General features: G+C 40.7%; 18 protein-coding genes. 9 read left to right on the top strand and 9 right to left on the bottom strand.

What is annotated here, in order from left to right; genetic code table 11:
• The first annotated feature begins 546 nt into the window (after window positions 1–546).
• The gene (locus ACIQCO_RS25500) at window positions 547–1,164 is read left to right on the top strand and encodes an FMN-binding negative transcriptional regulator (RefSeq protein ID WP_400434686.1); all 618 of its coding nucleotides are present in this window, start codon (window positions 547–549) and stop codon (window positions 1,162–1,164) included.
• A 30-nt stretch (window positions 1,165–1,194) separates the two neighbouring features.
• Here ACIQCO_RS25500 and ACIQCO_RS25505 read toward each other — a convergent pair whose 3' ends face one another.
• Window positions 1,195–1,353 (bottom strand): hypothetical protein, encoded by a 159-nt coding sequence (locus ACIQCO_RS25505; RefSeq protein ID WP_400434602.1) that lies wholly within the window; start codon window positions 1,351–1,353, stop codon window positions 1,195–1,197.
• A 104-nt stretch (window positions 1,354–1,457) separates the two neighbouring features.
• Window positions 1,458–1,937: a hypothetical protein gene (locus tag ACIQCO_RS25510; RefSeq protein ID WP_400434604.1), complete on the bottom strand. Its 480-nt coding sequence runs from the start codon at window positions 1,935–1,937 to the stop codon at window positions 1,458–1,460.
• A 378-nt stretch (window positions 1,938–2,315) separates the two neighbouring features.
• Here ACIQCO_RS25510 and ACIQCO_RS25515 point away from each other — a divergent pair, with 378 nt between their 5' ends.
• From ACIQCO_RS25515 to ACIQCO_RS25535, 5 genes are read left to right on the top strand one after another with little or no spacing between them, the layout of a single operon-like run.
• A complete protein-coding gene (locus tag ACIQCO_RS25515) occupies window positions 2,316–2,690 on the top strand; it encodes a hypothetical protein (protein ID WP_400434606.1) in 375 nt (124 codons plus the stop codon).
• 28 nt (window positions 2,691–2,718) lie between these two features.
• Window positions 2,719–3,846 (top strand): hypothetical protein, encoded by a 1,128-nt coding sequence (locus tag ACIQCO_RS25520; protein ID WP_400434608.1) that lies wholly within the window; start codon window positions 2,719–2,721, stop codon window positions 3,844–3,846.
• A gap of 9 nt (window positions 3,847–3,855) precedes the next feature.
• A complete protein-coding gene (locus ACIQCO_RS25525) occupies window positions 3,856–4,608 on the top strand; it encodes a hypothetical protein (RefSeq protein ID WP_400434610.1) in 753 nt (250 codons plus the stop codon).
• Window positions 4,605–5,063, top strand: coding sequence for a DUF5085 domain-containing protein (locus ACIQCO_RS25530; RefSeq protein WP_400434612.1), 459 nt, complete (start codon window positions 4,605–4,607; stop codon window positions 5,061–5,063). The genes ACIQCO_RS25525 and ACIQCO_RS25530 overlap by 4 nt, the downstream gene beginning before the upstream one ends.
• Window positions 5,056–5,496: a DUF5085 family protein gene (locus ACIQCO_RS25535; RefSeq protein WP_400434614.1), complete on the top strand. Its 441-nt coding sequence runs from the start codon at window positions 5,056–5,058 to the stop codon at window positions 5,494–5,496. Before ACIQCO_RS25530 ends, ACIQCO_RS25535 begins: the two co-directional genes overlap by 8 nt.
• Before the next feature lie 409 nt (window positions 5,497–5,905).
• Here ACIQCO_RS25535 and ACIQCO_RS25540 read toward each other — a convergent pair whose 3' ends face one another.
• The 3 genes from ACIQCO_RS25540 to ACIQCO_RS25550 all read right to left on the bottom strand — a co-directional run bounded on the left by ACIQCO_RS25540 (window position 5,906) and on the right by ACIQCO_RS25550 (window position 8,127).
• Complete coding sequence (locus ACIQCO_RS25540) at window positions 5,906–6,793, bottom strand: hypothetical protein (protein WP_400434616.1); 888 nt, start codon at window positions 6,791–6,793, stop codon at window positions 5,906–5,908.
• 478 nt (window positions 6,794–7,271) lie between these two features.
• The gene (locus ACIQCO_RS25545; protein ID WP_400434618.1) at window positions 7,272–7,499 is read right to left on the bottom strand and encodes a hypothetical protein; all 228 of its coding nucleotides are present in this window, start codon (window positions 7,497–7,499) and stop codon (window positions 7,272–7,274) included.
• 82 nt (window positions 7,500–7,581) lie between these two features.
• The gene (locus ACIQCO_RS25550; RefSeq protein WP_400434620.1) at window positions 7,582–8,127 is read right to left on the bottom strand and encodes a helix-turn-helix domain-containing protein; all 546 of its coding nucleotides are present in this window, start codon (window positions 8,125–8,127) and stop codon (window positions 7,582–7,584) included.
• A gap of 281 nt (window positions 8,128–8,408) precedes the next feature.
• On the opposite strand from ACIQCO_RS25550, the gene dapA reads away from it, so the two are divergent.
• The 3 genes from dapA to abaF all read left to right on the top strand — a co-directional run bounded on the left by dapA (window position 8,409) and on the right by abaF (window position 12,403).
• Entirely contained in the window at window positions 8,409–9,272 is an 864-nt protein-coding gene (gene dapA / locus ACIQCO_RS25555; RefSeq protein ID WP_400434622.1) for a 4-hydroxy-tetrahydrodipicolinate synthase, read from the top strand.
• Between the two features lie 271 nt (window positions 9,273–9,543).
• Window positions 9,544–11,025, top strand: a complete 1,482-nt coding sequence (locus ACIQCO_RS25560) for an aldehyde dehydrogenase (protein ID WP_400434624.1) — start codon at window positions 9,544–9,546, stop codon at window positions 11,023–11,025.
• Window positions 11,026–11,095: 70 nt separating this feature from the next.
• The gene (gene abaF, locus ACIQCO_RS25565) at window positions 11,096–12,403 is read left to right on the top strand and encodes a fosfomycin efflux MFS transporter AbaF (protein WP_400434626.1); all 1,308 of its coding nucleotides are present in this window, start codon (window positions 11,096–11,098) and stop codon (window positions 12,401–12,403) included.
• Window positions 12,404–12,864: 461 nt separating this feature from the next.
• On the opposite strand, the gene ACIQCO_RS25570 is transcribed toward abaF, so the two are convergent.
• The 4 genes from ACIQCO_RS25570 to ACIQCO_RS25585 all read right to left on the bottom strand — a co-directional run bounded on the left by ACIQCO_RS25570 (window position 12,865) and on the right by ACIQCO_RS25585 (window position 17,169).
• Window positions 12,865–14,274 carry a GntP family permease gene (locus tag ACIQCO_RS25570; protein WP_400434628.1) on the bottom strand — a complete coding sequence of 470 codons (1,410 nt, stop codon included), beginning with the start codon at window positions 14,272–14,274 and terminating at the stop codon, window positions 12,865–12,867.
• 146 nt (window positions 14,275–14,420) lie between these two features.
• The gene (dmpG, locus tag ACIQCO_RS25575; RefSeq protein ID WP_400434630.1) at window positions 14,421–15,449 is read right to left on the bottom strand and encodes a 4-hydroxy-2-oxovalerate aldolase; all 1,029 of its coding nucleotides are present in this window, start codon (window positions 15,447–15,449) and stop codon (window positions 14,421–14,423) included.
• Window positions 15,450–15,472: 23 nt separating this feature from the next.
• Window positions 15,473–16,360, bottom strand: coding sequence for an acetaldehyde dehydrogenase (acetylating) (locus ACIQCO_RS25580; protein ID WP_400434632.1), 888 nt, complete (start codon window positions 16,358–16,360; stop codon window positions 15,473–15,475).
• A 38-nt stretch (window positions 16,361–16,398) separates the two neighbouring features.
• Window positions 16,399–17,169, bottom strand: coding sequence for an IclR family transcriptional regulator (locus ACIQCO_RS25585; protein WP_400434634.1), 771 nt, complete (start codon window positions 17,167–17,169; stop codon window positions 16,399–16,401).
• Between the last annotated feature and the right edge of the window lie 141 nt (window positions 17,170–17,310).

Here is a 17,310-nt window from a genome sequence, read left to right on the forward strand (position 1 = left end):
GAATCCCCTTCATTCTAGACAGAATCAATTTGCTTGGTTGTTTCTGTCTACAAAAAATGGGATTTTCTTCATGTATGTATGAGTGAGTGTGCTAATGTAGGATACTTATAAAAATAGGTGGAGTGCTGATATCACTAACTATGACCCTTGGACTATGCAGTTGTTTACATTTGAGTACCCTCATTATATTTGAACACTTTGAATCTTTCAACAATTCATCACCTATTTAGCTTATGGGTATTTTATAGGGGATTTCGGACCTAAATATTGGGACAAAAAGCCTGTCCCAAAAGTCAAATTCCCTCCCCATTATAAAGATTCAACTTTACCTTTCGTAAATATTTGCAATATAGTAAAATTATAGATAAATAGTTGCCTTTTATATTAATAATTTTACTCTAGCAACATAGAACGGTTTCGATCTTAACGGTATTGATAAAGTTAAAAAAGCGTCACTTCAACTTCTTAATATGATGAACATTGGTCTAAAAAAGAATCTCTAATAAAAAAACGGAAGTAGATCAGTTGAAACGAGGCGAATTGATTATGTATATACCTAAATATTTTAAAATTGATGATGAAGAAATTGTTTATGACTTTATCGAAAAATACAGCTTTGCCACTTTATTTTCACAGCATAACGGTGAACCGTATGCTACTCATCTTCCACTGATAGTAGATAAAGGCGAAAGGGCTTTATATGGTCATTTTGCACGTCCGAACGAGCAATGGAAGGATATAGAAAACCAACAGGTTCTTGTAGTTTTCCAAGGTCCCCATTGTTATATTTCACCTTCATGGTACGAAACATCCAAAGCAGTACCTACCTGGAATTATGTGTCTATTCATTTATATGGAAAAATGGAGATTGTCGATGATCAAAATGAAATATACAATTCTTTAAATGACTTGGTAAATAAATATGAAAGCCCAGATAGCTCATACAATTTAAATGAGGTAGAATCCAGTTTTATCGAAGGAATGAGTAAAGGGATTGTGGCGTTCAAAATAAAAATCGAAAAAATTGAAGCGAAAGCTAAATTAAGTCAAAATCATTCTGTTGAACGACAAGAGTTAGTGATTAAGCAGCTAGAAAACACTTCCGAACAAAATAATAAACAGATTGCATCTCTTATGAAAAAAAATCTTCAAAAATTGAAATAGAAAAATAAAAAACCACTCAAAAGTGGTTTTTTAATCACGCATGGCTCCTGCCTCTCGGGAAGTCATTGCACCTTGTCCTTGGCTAACATCTTTTTGAATTTCTTGTTTTACTTTTTGTGCATCAGTTCCGGCAAATTGCGGATTCATAGTAGAACCCAAATCCTTTTTAGCTTGTTGATCCTGCTGCATACAAATCCTCCTCTATTTAATATTTAACAATCTTATTATTTACAAAAAGACACTCGATATGCCCCGAGGATTTAAAGGATAATATCCCGATATTATTCATGAAGTTATAAAACCCGTTTCATTGCTTTTAAATGCTGAATGTGTATGCCAATATGTCCAAAGCCAATTATGAGAGCAGATGCAATCAGCCAAATAACTTTACCGTAAATACCTAATAACAAAAACGCCATCACAGGCAGACTAGCACCAGGTACGGGAATTCCACAAAAACTTCGATAAAAATTTTCTTCCGTATGCTCATTTATAAAATATCTTATCCAACTAATCTCATATAGAATCATCAGAAAAAATGATGCTATTAACCACCAGCTCCATACTGAAAAGGGAGCAATGTTAAAATCGCTAAAAAACAGTATGCTGCAAGTACAACATACTTGCCCAGCACGCTCAAATAATAATAATATTTTGTTTTCTTGGGAAGGGTTATAGTCAATTGGCTTATTCTTACTCCATATGGCGTTTGGAATCCACAACATTAATAAATATATCAGACCAACATATGAAAATCCTAAATGACCTAACATATAATCCCTCCTAATAAAATTAAATCCCAACCTTCAAAATTCAATCAACTATTTAACCTTATATTACCATTTTTCAAACAACTAGATCTTACACAAAAAATGAAATTATTATGAATTTTGTTTAACCAGAATAGACTAATCCCTAATAGAAAGAACTCGATTTGTCCTTCATCAAGCCTATAAAGGACTAATTCGTTTGCAACTAAATTCTATCATTATCTGTCTTTCAAAGATTCTACCAATCTTCGACAAAATTCGGGTGGTGACAGGCACCGAATAGGACCTTTCTCCTTTACTCATAGGAAAAACGATTCATTTTTCACATTTTTCCAAAAAAATCTAGGTAGAAATAATACAATAGGATGAGGTGATGAAATGATGGAATTTAATCTAAGTAATGCCCTTAATCAAGGCAGACGGGTCAATGATATTGCTGCAGATATAAGAAGCAGTAAAAACAGTTTGAATGTTGTGAAAGGCGGCCTGGGAAGCAGTTGGAAGGCCACTGAAATGACCTACATTAATGATCATTTTGACCACTTGACAACAGAGCTATCCCGGTTGGCAACCGAATTAGAATCCATTGGACACGATATTCAAAGTACAGCAAATGAAGTACATAGAGAAATAGAAGAGAAAAAAGCAGCAGAAGCGAAGGCAAAGGCCGAAGCCGAAGCGAAAGCAAAGGCGGAGGCGGAGGCAGAGGCAAAAGCAAAGGCCGAAGCCGGTGCTAAAGCGAAGGCAAATCCATAAGGAACATGTCGACTCTGGAGGTAAAAACATGTCTCAAATCAAAATCCATACTGACAGCGTTGAGCAAAACAGCAGTCTTGTCCGGCATCAAGCGCAGAAATTAACAACGGCCAAAACCAGCCTGCAATCCACCACCCATCAAATCGATAGCCGCATCTTAGCACGAAAAAATATCAGTGGCAGACTCCTGGCTGTTAACACTTCCCTCGATAAACTAACGAAACAGGTAAGGGAATTAGACAGCTTTTTAAAACAATCAGCCAATTATTATGATGAAGCCGAGAAAAAAATCACCGGCTCAAATGACTGGAAAGTGCTAGTCCGCAATTTCATGCTGGGCGCTACTGCTATGGCCATTAACCCGAAAACCCTTCTTCGGGCAGGTAAGGGCCTTTCCTTCAGGCTGTTTCGTAAAGATGGAAAAGTCCTCATTAAGGTCATAAGAGGAAAAGTAGGCAGCCACCAGGATTTTTCAAAGTACTATAATTTAATGAAGCAAAACCTCAGCGGAACAGCTAAATGGAGCCGGACTTTCGTAACAAAATTAGCGAATGAGGGTGTGCCGCTTTATGACGAAAATCGCGGCCGTTTTTTTAACAACCGCAATAAATTTATGAACACCCAGTTTGATGACTTAAATAAAGCGGTCCGAAACATTGGTCAAGATCAAGTGAAGCTAGTGGGAAGAGCGGCAAAAGACGGGCTTATCGGCGGAGTGAAGGTCTGGGACGATTTAAAAGGCTGGAAAACTACCCAAGGCCTGGCGAACACAGGAAAAGCCCTGGGGGTTCTCGGAACAGGCCTCACGGTGTGGAGTGATTTTCAGGACAGTTTCCAAGATAAGCATACCGGACAATGGAACTATAACTCAACGAAGGTAAAAGAGTTTGGCGTCAACCTTGGCGTTGATATCGGGATGGCAGGCGGTGCAACGGCGTTAGGCGCAGCTGCAGGTTCCTTCTTCCTCCCTCCTGTTGGTACCGTTGTCGGGGGTCTTGTCGGATTTTCAATCAATGCTGCTGCTAATTTCAAATTTGGAGGGCCGCCGGCGGAAAGTGTCACGGACCGGGTAAAGGAGATTGCCAATCACCCGATTAAGACAGCACAAGCAATCGGAAACAAGATTTCCAATTCAATTAAAAAAATCTTCTGGTAGGAGCATTCTATGTTAAAAAATAGTAACGAAACAGATTTCTATGAACTGAAGTCCGTGGCGAACGGACGTTTAAGTCCCGATCGCATCTCTGCCTTTTTTTGGGTCACTTTTTTAATCAGCGCGGTTTCTACCATCGTAGTGACTGTGGGAGTCGACTCCATGATGTTTATTCGTGATGCCTGGATTCAATTTATGAGAATCGATATTTATTTATTACTGGCACAGCTCGTGATTGCGATTTTTTTCACATTTTCAAAAAATACATATAAATTTCAAAAGATCCAATCCATTTTACTTGCCTTCATCGGTTTAAAATTTTCACTTGATTTTTATAAAGTCTATTTTCTCGCTCTTGAAGACCGCCTGGCTCCAGACTATATGTGGACCACAGGCTATGTTCTGATCGGCGGCGGTCTGGTCTATCTATTCCTTTCGACTTGGCGGGCTATTATTCGAGTTAAAAAAGGGGCCTTCCAAAAAGGCGGGAAATTACTCTACGATTTTCAAACATCCAAAGGTCATATAAGTCTATCGTTTGTCATCGGAGCTACGATTATTGGGGGATCAATTATCAAAACGCTGTCAAGCAATAGTAGTGGTTTCACCGAAATCTACATCCTGCTAGGGGCCTTTGCCCTGATGCAGTACCTTCTTGCCATTGCCTGGCCGGAGTTTTTTCTATTAGCCTACTGTAAATGCAGGTTCGATTCCTTTTTGAAAAAGCCTCCTAAAAAACTAGCAGAAAGAGGACTAAAACGATGAATATTAAACGTAAACCGGTCGTGTTTCATAATGTATTAAGCGCGAGATCCACATGTAAATCGGATGAGTGGTTTGTGAGTGCTGTTGAATTAAGAAATGCTGTCATCAAAAGCGGCCTATATGGGACAGGCCCGGTCATCTATCAATTTGCCGGTTATAATCCAAATACGGATACGGCTGATTATACGTTTTATTTGCCTGTCAGTGCCCCGATTGAGCTTGGGGAAAATGATAAATATCAGTTTTTTCCTGAATGGAAGTTCGAGGATGGTCTAGTACTCCGCCATGCAGATTTAGAGGAAGACCTCGAGGAATCTTATGAAGTCCTGCGGGCATGTGCCGACGAGTTTCATTATGAGTTACAGGAACCTTTTTACCATATCTACTTAGATGTCTATGGCGGCGGGATTATTGATATTTATGCACCGATCACAAAGGGGCGGTTTGATGATTAACCCAAACGATTCCATCCGCTTCGCCAATGTACTTTCGCGTAAATACCGCTTCCATTATTTAGATATGAATGAGGCTCTTGAAGATTTTTTAAACGATGTCGGTTCTCTGAAAGCAGCAGTGCGCGGCCCGCTCTTCTACTCCATCCACAATGTCCCGCTGGATGAGATAGTGAATGCTGAGTTTTACATGCCAATCGAGGATGACTGGATTGAACCTGTGGACGACCTACGCTTCCACAGCTATTTCAGCATTGAAAACATGGTCTCACTTTGCCTCGCAGAAAACGTCGAGGCCAAGACAGAAGCGGCCTATAAGCTGCTATTCGATTACATCGAGGAGCATAAACTGGAGCAGGCAACACCGATCTTTCATATTGTTTCTGGTGATGAAAATTTTCAGTATTCGTTTATTAAGATTGGGGTAAGCGAGTAAGGAATGCACTTGCACTTGCCTTTGCCCTTGCAAGAGACTATAGCGAAAATCCACTCCCGGCTTTGGGAGTGGATTTTTTATTTTCCTTTAGGATGGTGGATTTCGTTTTGATAGCTCATTAGTTTTGCTGTTATTGTTTAGGCATTCTAGAAAGCTTAATAAAAACTCCCAACCCTGCAAAGAAAAAACCTAAACAAAATAAACTAGCTGGACTCCCCCAAACGATATCGCTCATTTATACCCCTCCATTATTAATAGCCTAGGGACATTTTACCATATTTACGAATTATTTAGAACTTTTAAAAATTTACCGTTTATTTTTTAAACACAGTGAAATGAATATTCAGTTATAACAAAGCCTTTCACTAAAAAATACGTTACATACACCGCATACCTGGCTGAGCGGGGGTTATGACCCTTCTACTAACGTCCACTCTTCCCAAGCTTTCTCAATATTCTCATAATAACCTTTTAATTTTTCTAGATAGTCATCGTTAATTTGTTGATATTGAGTATCTTTTATAAAGTTATAAAAATTTTCGCAGGCACTAAGAAGGTGCTGGTGTGCGGTCGAATAAGATTCCGGAACTTTTATGTTCTTCATATAGAAAATCACACTTGGAAGGCCCAAGTTACCCTGCATTTTATGCACGCCATTATAATCTTTTGTATCAACCCACGGAAGTAGACTGGACTTAATCTTATCCAAGGTCCCTCCTATTTGGGATTGTGTGCTGTTTATATACAACATCCGGTCCTGCAAGTTTCCTATAACTCTAAATCTATCCGGAACCTTCGGTGTTGCTACTCTTTTTTTATAAATGGTATACCACTTTTCCGAAGCTAGTGTAATTTGTGGATAAGCGGCGAATAAACCATCTATATTTGATGTGGTAATGCCGTCTTTGTTTATAGCCTGTCGGTAAACAGTTACTGCATCGATGAAATTTTGATAGGCTCGCAACAAGTCATCATGTGCCTGTTTGTACGGCTTTGGAACGGACGTTTGTTCCATCTCATCGGTGAACCTTTGCAAGTTTAGAATCATATTATCCACACTGCTTTTATAATAATCAACTCCTAACGGGCCAAGCGCGAATGCACCCTCGGATTGGTTAAGAATAAAATATTGAATATTAGAATTGGTCCCGGAAAACTCAGATATATTGCTATCATAGCCAATATCGAATATTTTGCCACCATAACCAATCGTTTGTTTTTGCTGTGCAGTTATGTATCCAATACAGAGGAAACCAATTCCTAGCAATAATAAGGCGATAGTCCATTTTTTCTGCATAAATATTCCCGCTTCCATTCTTAAATAGTGGATCTTAGGTTTATTTCGACAAACAAGAAAAGAATTCCTCTATATTAACAATATATGGCATCTGAAAAGTATCATGCAGGCAACTGCTCTCATGGCTGCAAATCAAAAAGACCCCTAAATAGGAGCCACTAAACACAAAAAAATAACATAGTATTATTTCAACAAAAATTAAAGCCACTTTCAAATATTCAAACCCCCGTCCACCTCACATCCTTTTAAATAAGAATTCTTGTCCTTAATTAAGGAATCATTGAAAGTAAAATAAGCGGAGATTTTTCGGTTAGATGCAGAATAGAGCTCGTTTCGGTATATAAGCGGAGGTATTCCGATTATGCAAAGCAAAATCGCCCATTTTCACGATTTTCGAGTCAATAGGCGGAATCTCTCCGTCTATTAGGGCTATTTTCATTGCTATTTACTAATTAAGCGGAATTTTTCCTTCTATTGATCAGACCGGGTGCTTAACCTGATCCCCCAACCGATAAGAGCGGATTCTCTTGACCCCAGATGCAGGAATCAACATCTTTTTATCGGCTAGTTGAGTAAGTACTTTTTTTACCGTCTTGTCACTTAGCTTCAAATACTTCTCGACTTCTATAGGGGATATGGCATCCTCTTTTCGAATCGCTAGCCGAAGCATTTCCTTTTCGACAATGGACAGAGATGTCTGGTCCATTTCATTGCCCAGCCAATAAATATTGGAGATTCGTAGTTATTCCGAAAATCCACCGGCACGGGGTGCCCGTCCCCTCGTCCCACTAAACAGGTATACTCGAAATGCAAAGGAACTTTACAATCGAATCTGTTTTATTACTCCAATTGTGGGGGGTTGTTGAATCTAGGTAGATACAGTCAAAGGGATTCAACTCATGTTCCTCTTTATCAATAAGGATTGTCAGTTTCCCTTCTAGAACGTAAAGAAATTCTTGCCCCGAATGGGAATAAGAATCCTCTCGTTTAGCGCCTGGATTAAGCAAGACTAATATAGGATTAAATAGTGGATTTTCAATGTTACCCGTTAAATCCTTATAAAAAAATTGGTTTTCAAGGGTGTTCGTTATACTAACGACGTTTCTCATAATAGTTGTTTCTTCTTTCCTATCGGATTCTGAAAAGAAATAGCTTGGATTGACTCCAAGTGCATCAGAAATTTTTTTTAGTGATTCAAGCGTTACCGATGATTTTGAACGTTCCACTTGAGATAAAAAACTGATGGAAAGATTCGTATGATCGGCTATTTGTTTTAATGTTAACTTTCGCTCTTTTCGTAAACTCTTTATTTTTACTCCAATTAAATCGTCCACTTTTCCCCACTCCCTTTATTACACAAATCACAATATATGAACTTTTAAAAGTAATCGATGAACAGAAATTAGTCCCATTACACTTCAAAATGAAGTGATACTTAAATAGTATACAAAAACAAAGCAAGAAAGGGGAGAGTTTTTTCAAAAAATAGTTAGAAAATTATATTTACAGTGAAAATTCTGTGTGTTACTATCAAAATAATTGAACCACCACTTCAATTTCGGCTTTTTTATCAAGTAATCTAGTAAAAAAAATTACACATATGAGGAGAATGAAGATGAATTTTCATGGCATTTTGGTTCCTTTGGTCACCCCTTTTAAAAGCGATAAAAGCTTGGATGTAGAAACCTTACAACAATTGACGAAAGCCTTTATCGATAAAGGCGTAACTGGCTTGGTAGTATGTGGCACCACTGGCGAATATTACGCCTTAAACGAGGCAGAACGTGAAAGCGTTTTAAAAACTGTGGCAGATGTCGCCAAAGGCCGTGTCACTTTGATTGCCGGTATTAATGATTTATCAACTGAAGGGGCGGTTAACCGTGCCAAACAAGCCAAAGCTTTGGGCTACGAAGGCTTAATGTTAGCACCAACTCCTTACAGCCTGCCTGACCAAACTGGTGTCATTGCCCATTACGAAACGGTGGCCGCGGCAACCGATTTACCGATTATCATGTACAACTTTCCTGCTCGCATTGGCATTGAAATTGAATACGAAACCGTCGTCCATTTGGCAAAAAATCCGAATATCGTTGCGATTAAAGAAAGCAGCGGTGACTTTAGCCGCGCGTTACGCTTGCTGCAAACCCCATTTGAGAACTTTGAAGTGATTTGTGGCTGTGATGATCAACCCGTGGACTTTTTCTTCTGGGGTGCGAAAAGCTGGATTGCTGGTGCAGGGAATGTGTTCCCAGAAGAGCAAGTTGCCTTGTTCGATGCTGCCCAGGCTGGTGACTGGGACAAAGCCCGCCAGATTATGCGCGAAATCTACCCTGCTATTTACTCAATGGAGTCCGGCAACTACAACCAAAAAGCCAAACTAGGCTGCTTGAAAGGTGAAATCAACGTCGGTACGGTACGCCTGCCTTTATCTGATTTATCAGAAGAAGAAAAAGCAGATTTCCTGGCTTTCTTTAAATAAGGCTTACTTCTAAATGATCATTGCTTTTTTGATTCGCTGATAAATTGCCTAGATTCGCCGATAAAATGAAAAATTCGCCGATAAATTGCTTAGATTCGCCGATAAACCCATAAAATTCGCCGATAAATCATTTGAGACCGATTAAAATACTCAATTATTCAATGGTAAATGATGATTTTACACTTTTTTATGACTTTTTAAGTGGATACGTTGAGGGATAACAACCAGTTTTACGAAAATAGCCTTAAATAATATTCTGGAGGAGAGACAAATGACCGTTAAAAAAGAGCAAATCTTTGCCCGCGCCAAAGAAGGCAAACTTTGGGCAGGCAACTTAATTGATGGTTTTACGAGCGCAGCTGGCAAATTAGAAAATCGCACCCCCATCGACAACAGTTTAATTGGCTATATTGCCGATGGTGATGTACGAGATATTGATGCTGCTGTTAAGGTAGCCAGAGACACATTTGAATCAGGAATTTGGAGTCAATTATCCCCTAGCGCGCGCAAAAAAGTGATGATTCGCTGGGCACAATTGCTAGAGGAACACAGCGAAGAGTTGGCTGCCTTGGATTGCGTCGATGCTGGTAAACCTATTACCGAATGTTTGAATACCGACATGCCCGCGACCATCGATACCTTTTATTGGTATGCCGAAGCCATTGATAAACTCTTTGGCAAAATCGCTCCTACGGGTAACGATGCTCTAGGCTTGATTATCACTGAACCGATTGGCGTGGTCGGCGCGGTGTTACCATGGAACTTCCCTGCGCAAATGTTTGCTTGGAAAGTGGCACCCGCTTTAGCTGCAGGTAACTCTGTGATTGTGAAACCTGCTGAATTAACTTCACTTAGCGCTTTCCGGATGATTGAACTCGCTTATGAAGCAGGTGTGCCTAAAGGCGCTTTAAGCTTGGTATGTGGTTTAGGCGAAAAAGTAGGCGAACCATTGGGCCGCCACATGGATGTAGACATGGTCTCATTCACGGGTTCAACGGAGGTGGGCCGCTATTTCTTAAAGTACTCAGCAGAAAGTAACCTTAAAGAAATTGTCCTAGAGTGCGGTGGCAAAAGCCCACAAGTGGTGTTTGAAGACGCTGATTTGGATGCCGCTGTTCCCCATATTCTATCTGCCGCCTTCTGGAACATGAGTGAAAACTGCAGCTGCGGGTCACGGTTAATCGTTCACGAATCCATCAAAGACAGCCTATTGGAAAAATTAACGTCCGGCTTAACCGACTGGAAAGTGGGCAACCCCATGGATGAGTCGGTTGCCATTGGGCCGATGGTAGAAGAAGCACACTTTATGAAAGTGAAATCGTTCTTGGACATCACACCTCAAGAAGGCGGCCGCTTAGTGACTGGGGGCAACATTCACAGTGATGTGGGCAGTGGCTGGTACATCGAACCGACTATTTTTGACAATGTAACTGCCAACATGACCTTGTTCCAAAACGAAGTCTTTGGTCCGATTTTGGCGGTTAGCACGTTTAAAACCGAAGAAGAAGCGATTGCCCTTGCCAACAACACCTCTTATGGTCTGGCTGCTTCTTTTTATAGCCAAAATGTCCAGCGTACGATGCGAGTGGCACGTGCCATTAAAGCTGGAACGATTTCTGTGAATGGCTTTAGCGAGGGCGATATCACCACCCCATTTGGCGGCTATAAGCAATCTGGCTTCGGAGGCCAAGACAATGGTTTAGAAGCTTTTGAACAATATGTGCATACAAAAGTGATTTGGTACATGAACTAAAGGGACACAGGTACAGGCTCCTTGTCCCAATTGGGACAAAGGACACTGTCCCATTTATGGAGGCGAAAATATGGTGAAAACAAATAATAAAGTGCTAAAAAAAGTTGTTGCGGCATCGATGATTGGATCCGTGGCTGAATGGTATGAGTTTTTCTTATATGGTACCGCTTCTGCGCTAGTTTTTGGAGAATTATTTTTCCAACAAACTGGAAACGCTATCGACGGCATCCTAGCCGCATTTGCTCTCTATGCGGTAGGCTTTTTAGCCAGACCGATCGGCGGGCTTGTTTTTGGTCATTACGGTGATAAAATTGGGCGAAAAAAATTATTACAGCTTAGTTTAATCATCGTTGGAATTACGACCTTCTTAATGGGATGTATTCCAACATTCAGTAGTATTGGTTATTGGGCTCCTATCTTACTCGTTACGTTACGTTTAGTTCAAGGTTTTGCTTTTGGCGGAGAATGGGGAGGAGCGGTGATTTTAGTATCTGAGCACAGTCCTAGTGATCGACGCGGTTATTGGGCAAGTTGGCCGCAGGCTGGCGTGCCGCTGGGTAATTTAATAGCAACCATTATCCTGTTAATTTTATCTAAAAACTTAAGCACCGAGCAGTTTATGGGCTGGGGTTGGCGCGTAGCATTTTGGTTCTCTGCAGTTGTTGTCCTAATTGGTCTTTGGATTCGTAAAAGTGTTGATGATGCCCCAATTTTCAAAGACGCACAAAAAAAACAAGCTCAATTAGAAAAACAACAATTAGGGATTGTAGAAGTGTTTAAATACCATAAAAAAGCGATTATTGCTGGTATTGGAGCTCGTTTTGCAGAAAACATCTTATATTATATGGTTGTAACGTTCTCCATTACATATTTAAAACTGGTGGTCCATAAAGATACTTCACAAATTTTATTATTAATGTTTGGGGCCCATGCTCTTCACTTTTTCTTTATTCCAATCATGGGCCACTTAAGTGATGTTTGGGGACGCAAACCAATCTATATGACAGGAGCCATTTTAACGGCATTTTGGGGATTTATCGGGTTTCCAATGATGGATACCGGAAACAATTGGATCATCATGGCCGCCATTACGCTTGGTTTATTTATTGAATCGATGACGTATTCACCATACTCAGCATTAATGACAGAGTTATTCCCTACTCATATCAGGTATACAGCTTTGTCCTTTTGCTATCAAGTAGCACCCATTTTAGCAGGCTCATTGGCGCCATTAATTTCATTAAGTCTCCTAAAAAGATTTAATAGCTCGATCCCAATTTCGATGTATTTAGTAGTAGCAAGTATCATTTCTATTATAAGTATAATGTTAGTAAAAGAAACAAAAGGAAAAGAACTCACTTTTAAGAAAGCACAGTAACTATTTTCATCAGCCTTACACGTTCGTTTGTGTAAGGCTGATGGCAATTTTTCTATTAAACATTTTACAAACAAGAAGTCTTATCCTCAATTGAGTAACCAGCGAAAGTAAAATAAACGGAGATTTTTCGGTTAGATGCAGAATAGAGCTCGTTTCGGGGTATATAGGGGGAAGTTTTCCGATTATGCAAAGCAAAACCCCCCATTTTCACGATTTTCGAGTCAATAGGCGGAATCTCTCCGTCTATTAGGGTTATTTTTAATGCTATTTACTAATTAAGCGAAATTTTTCCGTCTATTTATCAGATCGGATGCTTAACCTGATCCCCCAACCGATAAGAGCGGATCCTCTCATTGCCCTTGGTCGAGACAAATTGAATTTTTTCGTTTAATGAACGGACGATAAATTGAACAAAGAAAGGCATCCCTGGCCAGAAGAAGGAATGCCTTAAATACATTTTATTATATAATACCTGTCAGTAGGTAAACTGCAATGATGAAGAATGCCGCGATTGTTTTGATGATGGTGATTGCAAAGATATCCCTATAGGATTGCTTATGGGTCAGACCGGTAATTGCCAACAAAGTGATGACAGCTCCGTTGTGCGGTAGTGTATCCATTCCACCTGATGCCATCGAAATGACCCGGTGCATAACCTCAAGCGGGATATCGAATTGATTTGCGAGTTTAATATAGGTATCACTCATCATGCCCAATGTAATTGCGATACCGGCAGAAGCTGAACCGGAAATCGCGGATAGAACGTTTGTTGTTACCGCCCCATTAATCAGTGGGTGGGAGAACACAGCCGCGATTCCGTCCCTTGCAATTTTAAAGCCAGGCAGGTTTGAAATGACTGCACCAAATCCATATTCTGTTGCAGAGTTCATGATGGCAAGAAGAGCTCCGGCAACACCGATTTTTGAGCCTTCTTTAAAGTTCATAACAACTGGTTTACGGTTGTAGAGAATGGTTGCAATTATCCCTACGATTAAAGCGATTTCAACTGACCAGATACCAACAACCTTTGATGTTTCAATGCTAGGAAAAGCAAGACCAATAGCCTCAAAGTCAAATCCTTTTGGATACCATTGTGGAATAACAGTTGAAAAGACTTTATTCAAGACAGCAACCAGGACAACTGGTACGAATGCAAAAACTCGGCGCCCGATGCTTTCATGCTCATTTAAATCAATCTCTTTTTCATTTTCCTCTTTAATTGTTCCGAAAGAATCATAGCCTTCCCCAGCCTTTTGGGCTTTCTTGCGACGTGATTCCAAATACAACATGCCTATAGTAAAAATAAAGATTGCGCCGATGATGCCTAGAGTTGGTGCTGAGTATAGATTTGTTTTAAAGAATGTAGTAGGGATAACGTTTTGCACTTGGGGTGACCCTGGAAGTGCATCCATCGTGAATGTGAATGAACCGAGTGCAATGGTACCAGGAATCAAACGTTTCGGGATATTGGAATCCCTGAACAAGTGCCTTGCAAATGGATAGACAGCAAATGCAACTACAACTAAGCTGATGCCGCTGTATGTCAGAATAGCCGCAAGCAATACAATGACGAGCATTGCCCGTTTTTCACCAACAACTTTAATCAATGTAGAAGCAATACTCTTTGCAAGTCCTGACATTTCGACGACTTTCCCAAACAATGCACCCAGCAGGAAAATCGGGAAGTATAATTGAATGTATTCAACCATTTTGCCCATGAATACATTGGAGTACCATGGCAATAACCAGCCTGGTTCTGTTAATAATACAGCAAACAATGCGCAGATTGGCGCAAAAATAATGACCGAGAAACCGCGGTAGGCAATGAACATTAGCAGACTGAGTGCTAAAAGAATAATGACCAGTTCCATAAAATCCCCTTTAAAGTATGACTTGATGTCTATAACTCTATAAACCTATTAAGCAATCAGGAAACGCTTTCATAATAGGCAAATATCTTCCCAGGTTGGGATAGGAAAAGGAAACGAAGGTGTTTCCTTCCCTACTCCTATCTGGCTTATCCCAAAACAGGGTTTTTCTTATTTTTCGCAATTTCGGCTGCGACTTCGACGATCATATCCTCTTGTCCTCCCACAACCTTGCGCTTACCCAACTCTATTAAAATATCTCGTGAATCCACGCCGAATTTTTCAGCTGCGCGCTTGGCATGAAGGGCGAAGCTTGAGTATACCCCGGCATAGCCTAGCGTCAGGCTGTCCCTGGTGATTTCCTGTGGAACCTGAAGGATTGGCGCCACGATATCCTCAGCCAAATCCATCATTTTATACAAATCAATCCCAGTTTTTACTCCCATACGTTCGAGAACAGCGATGAGCACTTCTGTTTGTGTGTTACCGGCACCTGCACCAAGGCAGCGTACACTTCCATCAATCCTTGTAGCACCTTCCTCAATGGCAACAAGTGTATTGGCCATTGCCAAAGACAGGTTGTTGTGGCCATGGAATCCGACATTGATGCCAACCGATTGTTTCAAAGCGCGAATACGTTCACGAACCTGTTGCGGGAGCAAGTAACCAGCAGAATCAACCACGTACACTGTATCTGCGCCATAGGTTTCCATCAATTTTGCCTGCTCGACCAACTTCTCAACTGGGGCCATATGGTTCATCATTAGGAAACCAACCGTTTCCATACCAAGTTCCTTCGCATACGCAATATGCTGCGGTGAAACATCAGCTTCTGTTACATGTGTTGCAATCCGCGCCATTTTCGCCCCAAGATTGGCAGCTTCCTTTAGTTCATGAAGTGTTCCAATCCCTGGCAAAAGCAGGACAGCAATCTTTGACTTATCAGCTACAGAAACAGCTGCTTCTATCAATTCCATTTCATTTGTACGGGAAAGCCCGTATTGCAGGGAAGATCCAGCCAGGCCGTCCCCATGGGAAACTTCAATGTAAGGAACGTTCGCGTCATTAAGGGCCTTAGCAATTTTCAACACCTGGTCGACTGTATATTGGTGGGCAATTGCATGACTGCCGTCACGCAATGCTACTTCGGTAATTAGAATATCTTGTTCATTTATCATGATTCGTTAACCCCTTCCTTAGCTCACACTGTTTCTTTGGCTAATAAATTTTTCGCAAACTCTTCAGCAATCTTGACTCCGGCAGCCGTCATGATATCGAGGTTGCCTGAGTACTTAGGCAGGTAATCGCCAGCGCCTTCAACTTGAAGGAAGATTGTGACTTTATTGCCTTCAAAGATTGGTTCGGTTCGGAGCCTGTAGCCAGGAACATACGATTGGACAACCTTCGCCATCTCATTAATTGACTTCAAGATTGCTTCCTCATCCATCGTGCCTTCTTCAACGAGTGTGTAGACGGTATCACGCATCATGATTGGCGGCTCAGCCGGATTCAAAATCATAATGGCTTTCCCTTTTTTCGCACCGCCGACAACCTCAATCGCACGGGAAGTGGTTTCTGTGAATTCATCAATGTTTGCCCGGGTTCCAGGACCTGCGCTTCGGCTTGAAATTGTCGCAACGATTTCTGCATATTCAACCGGACTTACACGGTTAACAGCATGAACCATGGGGATGGTAGCCTGTCCACCGCATGTAATCAAATTGATGTTATCCTTCTCGAGATGTTCATTAATGTTTACAGCTGCACATACATATGGGCCAACCGCCGCAGGAGTCATATCAATTACTTTGATTCCTGCTTCCTTCAACACCTTTGCGTTGTAGAGATGAGCCTTAGCTGATGTTGCATCAAATATAATGTCTGCTTCAAGGTTTGGGTCGGCCAGAAATCCATCAATTCCAGTCGAAACAGCCGCATACCCCATTTCCCTCGCACGGCGCAATCCGTCCGATTGTGGATCAATTCCAATTACAGCCGTTAGCTCCAACAACTCTGAGCGACCAAGTTTAATCATTAAATCTGTACCAATGTTCCCTGAACCGAGAACAGCAACTTTTACTTTTGACAAAATAATTCTCCTCTCCGTGGATATTTGTTTATCTGAATTTAATGTATATCCTTATAACCCAATTGCCTTGATATTTCAGCTGCGGCAGCTTTAATACCGGCAATTACTTTTGGAAGTTTCTCTTCATCAAGTCTCATCTTTGGAGCCGCACAACTGATTGAAGAAACAACTTTGCCTTGATGGTTGAAAATCGGTGCTGCAATACATTTCAGCCCCAACTCTATCTCTTCATCATCTATGGCATAGCCCTGCCCCCGAACGGCAGCCAGGTGATTCTTAATGTCTTCAATATTGGTCAATGTAAAATCTGTAAACGATTTCAATTCTGACTTTGATAAGAGACGATCTACTTCCTCTTCATTCTGGTGTGCAAGAATGGCCTTCCCAACGCCTGTACAATAGATTGGGGCCCGTTTTCCAATATGGGAATATATTGTTAATGCTCGTGAGCCTTCCAATTTTTCAATATAAATCACATCGTCACGTTCGAAAAGGGTTAGGTGCACAGTTTCGTTTAACTCTTCAACAAGCTTGCGGATTATTGGCTTGGCAATATTTCCAATATCAAGATGTTTGCCTACGAAATTACCCAGTTCAAAAAGCCTGACCCCCAGCCGGTATTTTTGATTATCAGAATTTTGCTGAAGATAGCCTCTATGCTCAAGAGTTTTAATGATTCCGTGAACAGTGCTTTTTGAAAGTCCTAGGTGATCGCTAATCTCTTTAATACTTAACTCAGGGTAAGTCGCCACAAACAGTTCAAGGATATCTGCCGCCCTTTCTACTGATTGAATTAAGCGCTCAGTCATTGGTATCCCCCAATCGTTCGACATTATCGAATGCCGTTCGTAAATTTGTTTTGGTAACGATTTCATTTTAATTCTCAAAATTTAATATGTCAATATATTTTGTTAATGAAACTTTCAATTCAAAATTTTTGTGTTTTTAAT

Source organism: Neobacillus sp. NPDC093127 (assembly GCF_044754175.1).
Taxonomy (GTDB): domain Bacteria; phylum Bacillota; class Bacilli; order Bacillales; family Cytobacillaceae; genus Neobacillus.

Coding starts and splice junctions, on each gene's coding strand:
- ACIQCO_RS25560 (WP_400434624.1), top strand. CDS start 9,544: ATGACCGTTAAAAAAGAGCAAATCTTTGCCCGCGCCAAAGAAGGCAAA.
- ACIQCO_RS25545 (WP_400434618.1), bottom strand. CDS start 7,499: ATGGACCAGACATCTCTGTCCATTGTCGAAAAGGAAATGCTTCGGCTA.
- ACIQCO_RS25520 (WP_400434608.1), top strand. CDS start 2,719: ATGTCTCAAATCAAAATCCATACTGACAGCGTTGAGCAAAACAGCAGT.
- ACIQCO_RS25500 (WP_400434686.1), top strand. CDS start 547: ATGTATATACCTAAATATTTTAAAATTGATGATGAAGAAATTGTTTAT.
- ACIQCO_RS25530 (WP_400434612.1), top strand. CDS start 4,605: ATGAATATTAAACGTAAACCGGTCGTGTTTCATAATGTATTAAGCGCG.
- ACIQCO_RS25585 (WP_400434634.1), bottom strand. CDS start 17,169: ATGACTGAGCGCTTAATTCAATCAGTAGAAAGGGCGGCAGATATCCTT.
- ACIQCO_RS25525 (WP_400434610.1), top strand. CDS start 3,856: ATGTTAAAAAATAGTAACGAAACAGATTTCTATGAACTGAAGTCCGTG.
- ACIQCO_RS25570 (WP_400434628.1), bottom strand. CDS start 14,274: ATGGAACTGGTCATTATTCTTTTAGCACTCAGTCTGCTAATGTTCATT.
- ACIQCO_RS25515 (WP_400434606.1), top strand. CDS start 2,316: ATGGAATTTAATCTAAGTAATGCCCTTAATCAAGGCAGACGGGTCAAT.
- abaF (WP_400434626.1), top strand. CDS start 11,096: ATGGTGAAAACAAATAATAAAGTGCTAAAAAAAGTTGTTGCGGCATCG.
- dapA (WP_400434622.1), top strand. CDS start 8,409: ATGAATTTTCATGGCATTTTGGTTCCTTTGGTCACCCCTTTTAAAAGC.
- ACIQCO_RS25535 (WP_400434614.1), top strand. CDS start 5,056: ATGATTAACCCAAACGATTCCATCCGCTTCGCCAATGTACTTTCGCGT.
- ACIQCO_RS25505 (WP_400434602.1), bottom strand. CDS start 1,353: ATGCAGCAGGATCAACAAGCTAAAAAGGATTTGGGTTCTACTATGAAT.
- dmpG (WP_400434630.1), bottom strand. CDS start 15,449: ATGATAAATGAACAAGATATTCTAATTACCGAAGTAGCATTGCGTGAC.
- ACIQCO_RS25540 (WP_400434616.1), bottom strand. CDS start 6,793: ATGCAGAAAAAATGGACTATCGCCTTATTATTGCTAGGAATTGGTTTC.
- ACIQCO_RS25510 (WP_400434604.1), bottom strand. CDS start 1,937: ATGTTAGGTCATTTAGGATTTTCATATGTTGGTCTGATATATTTATTA.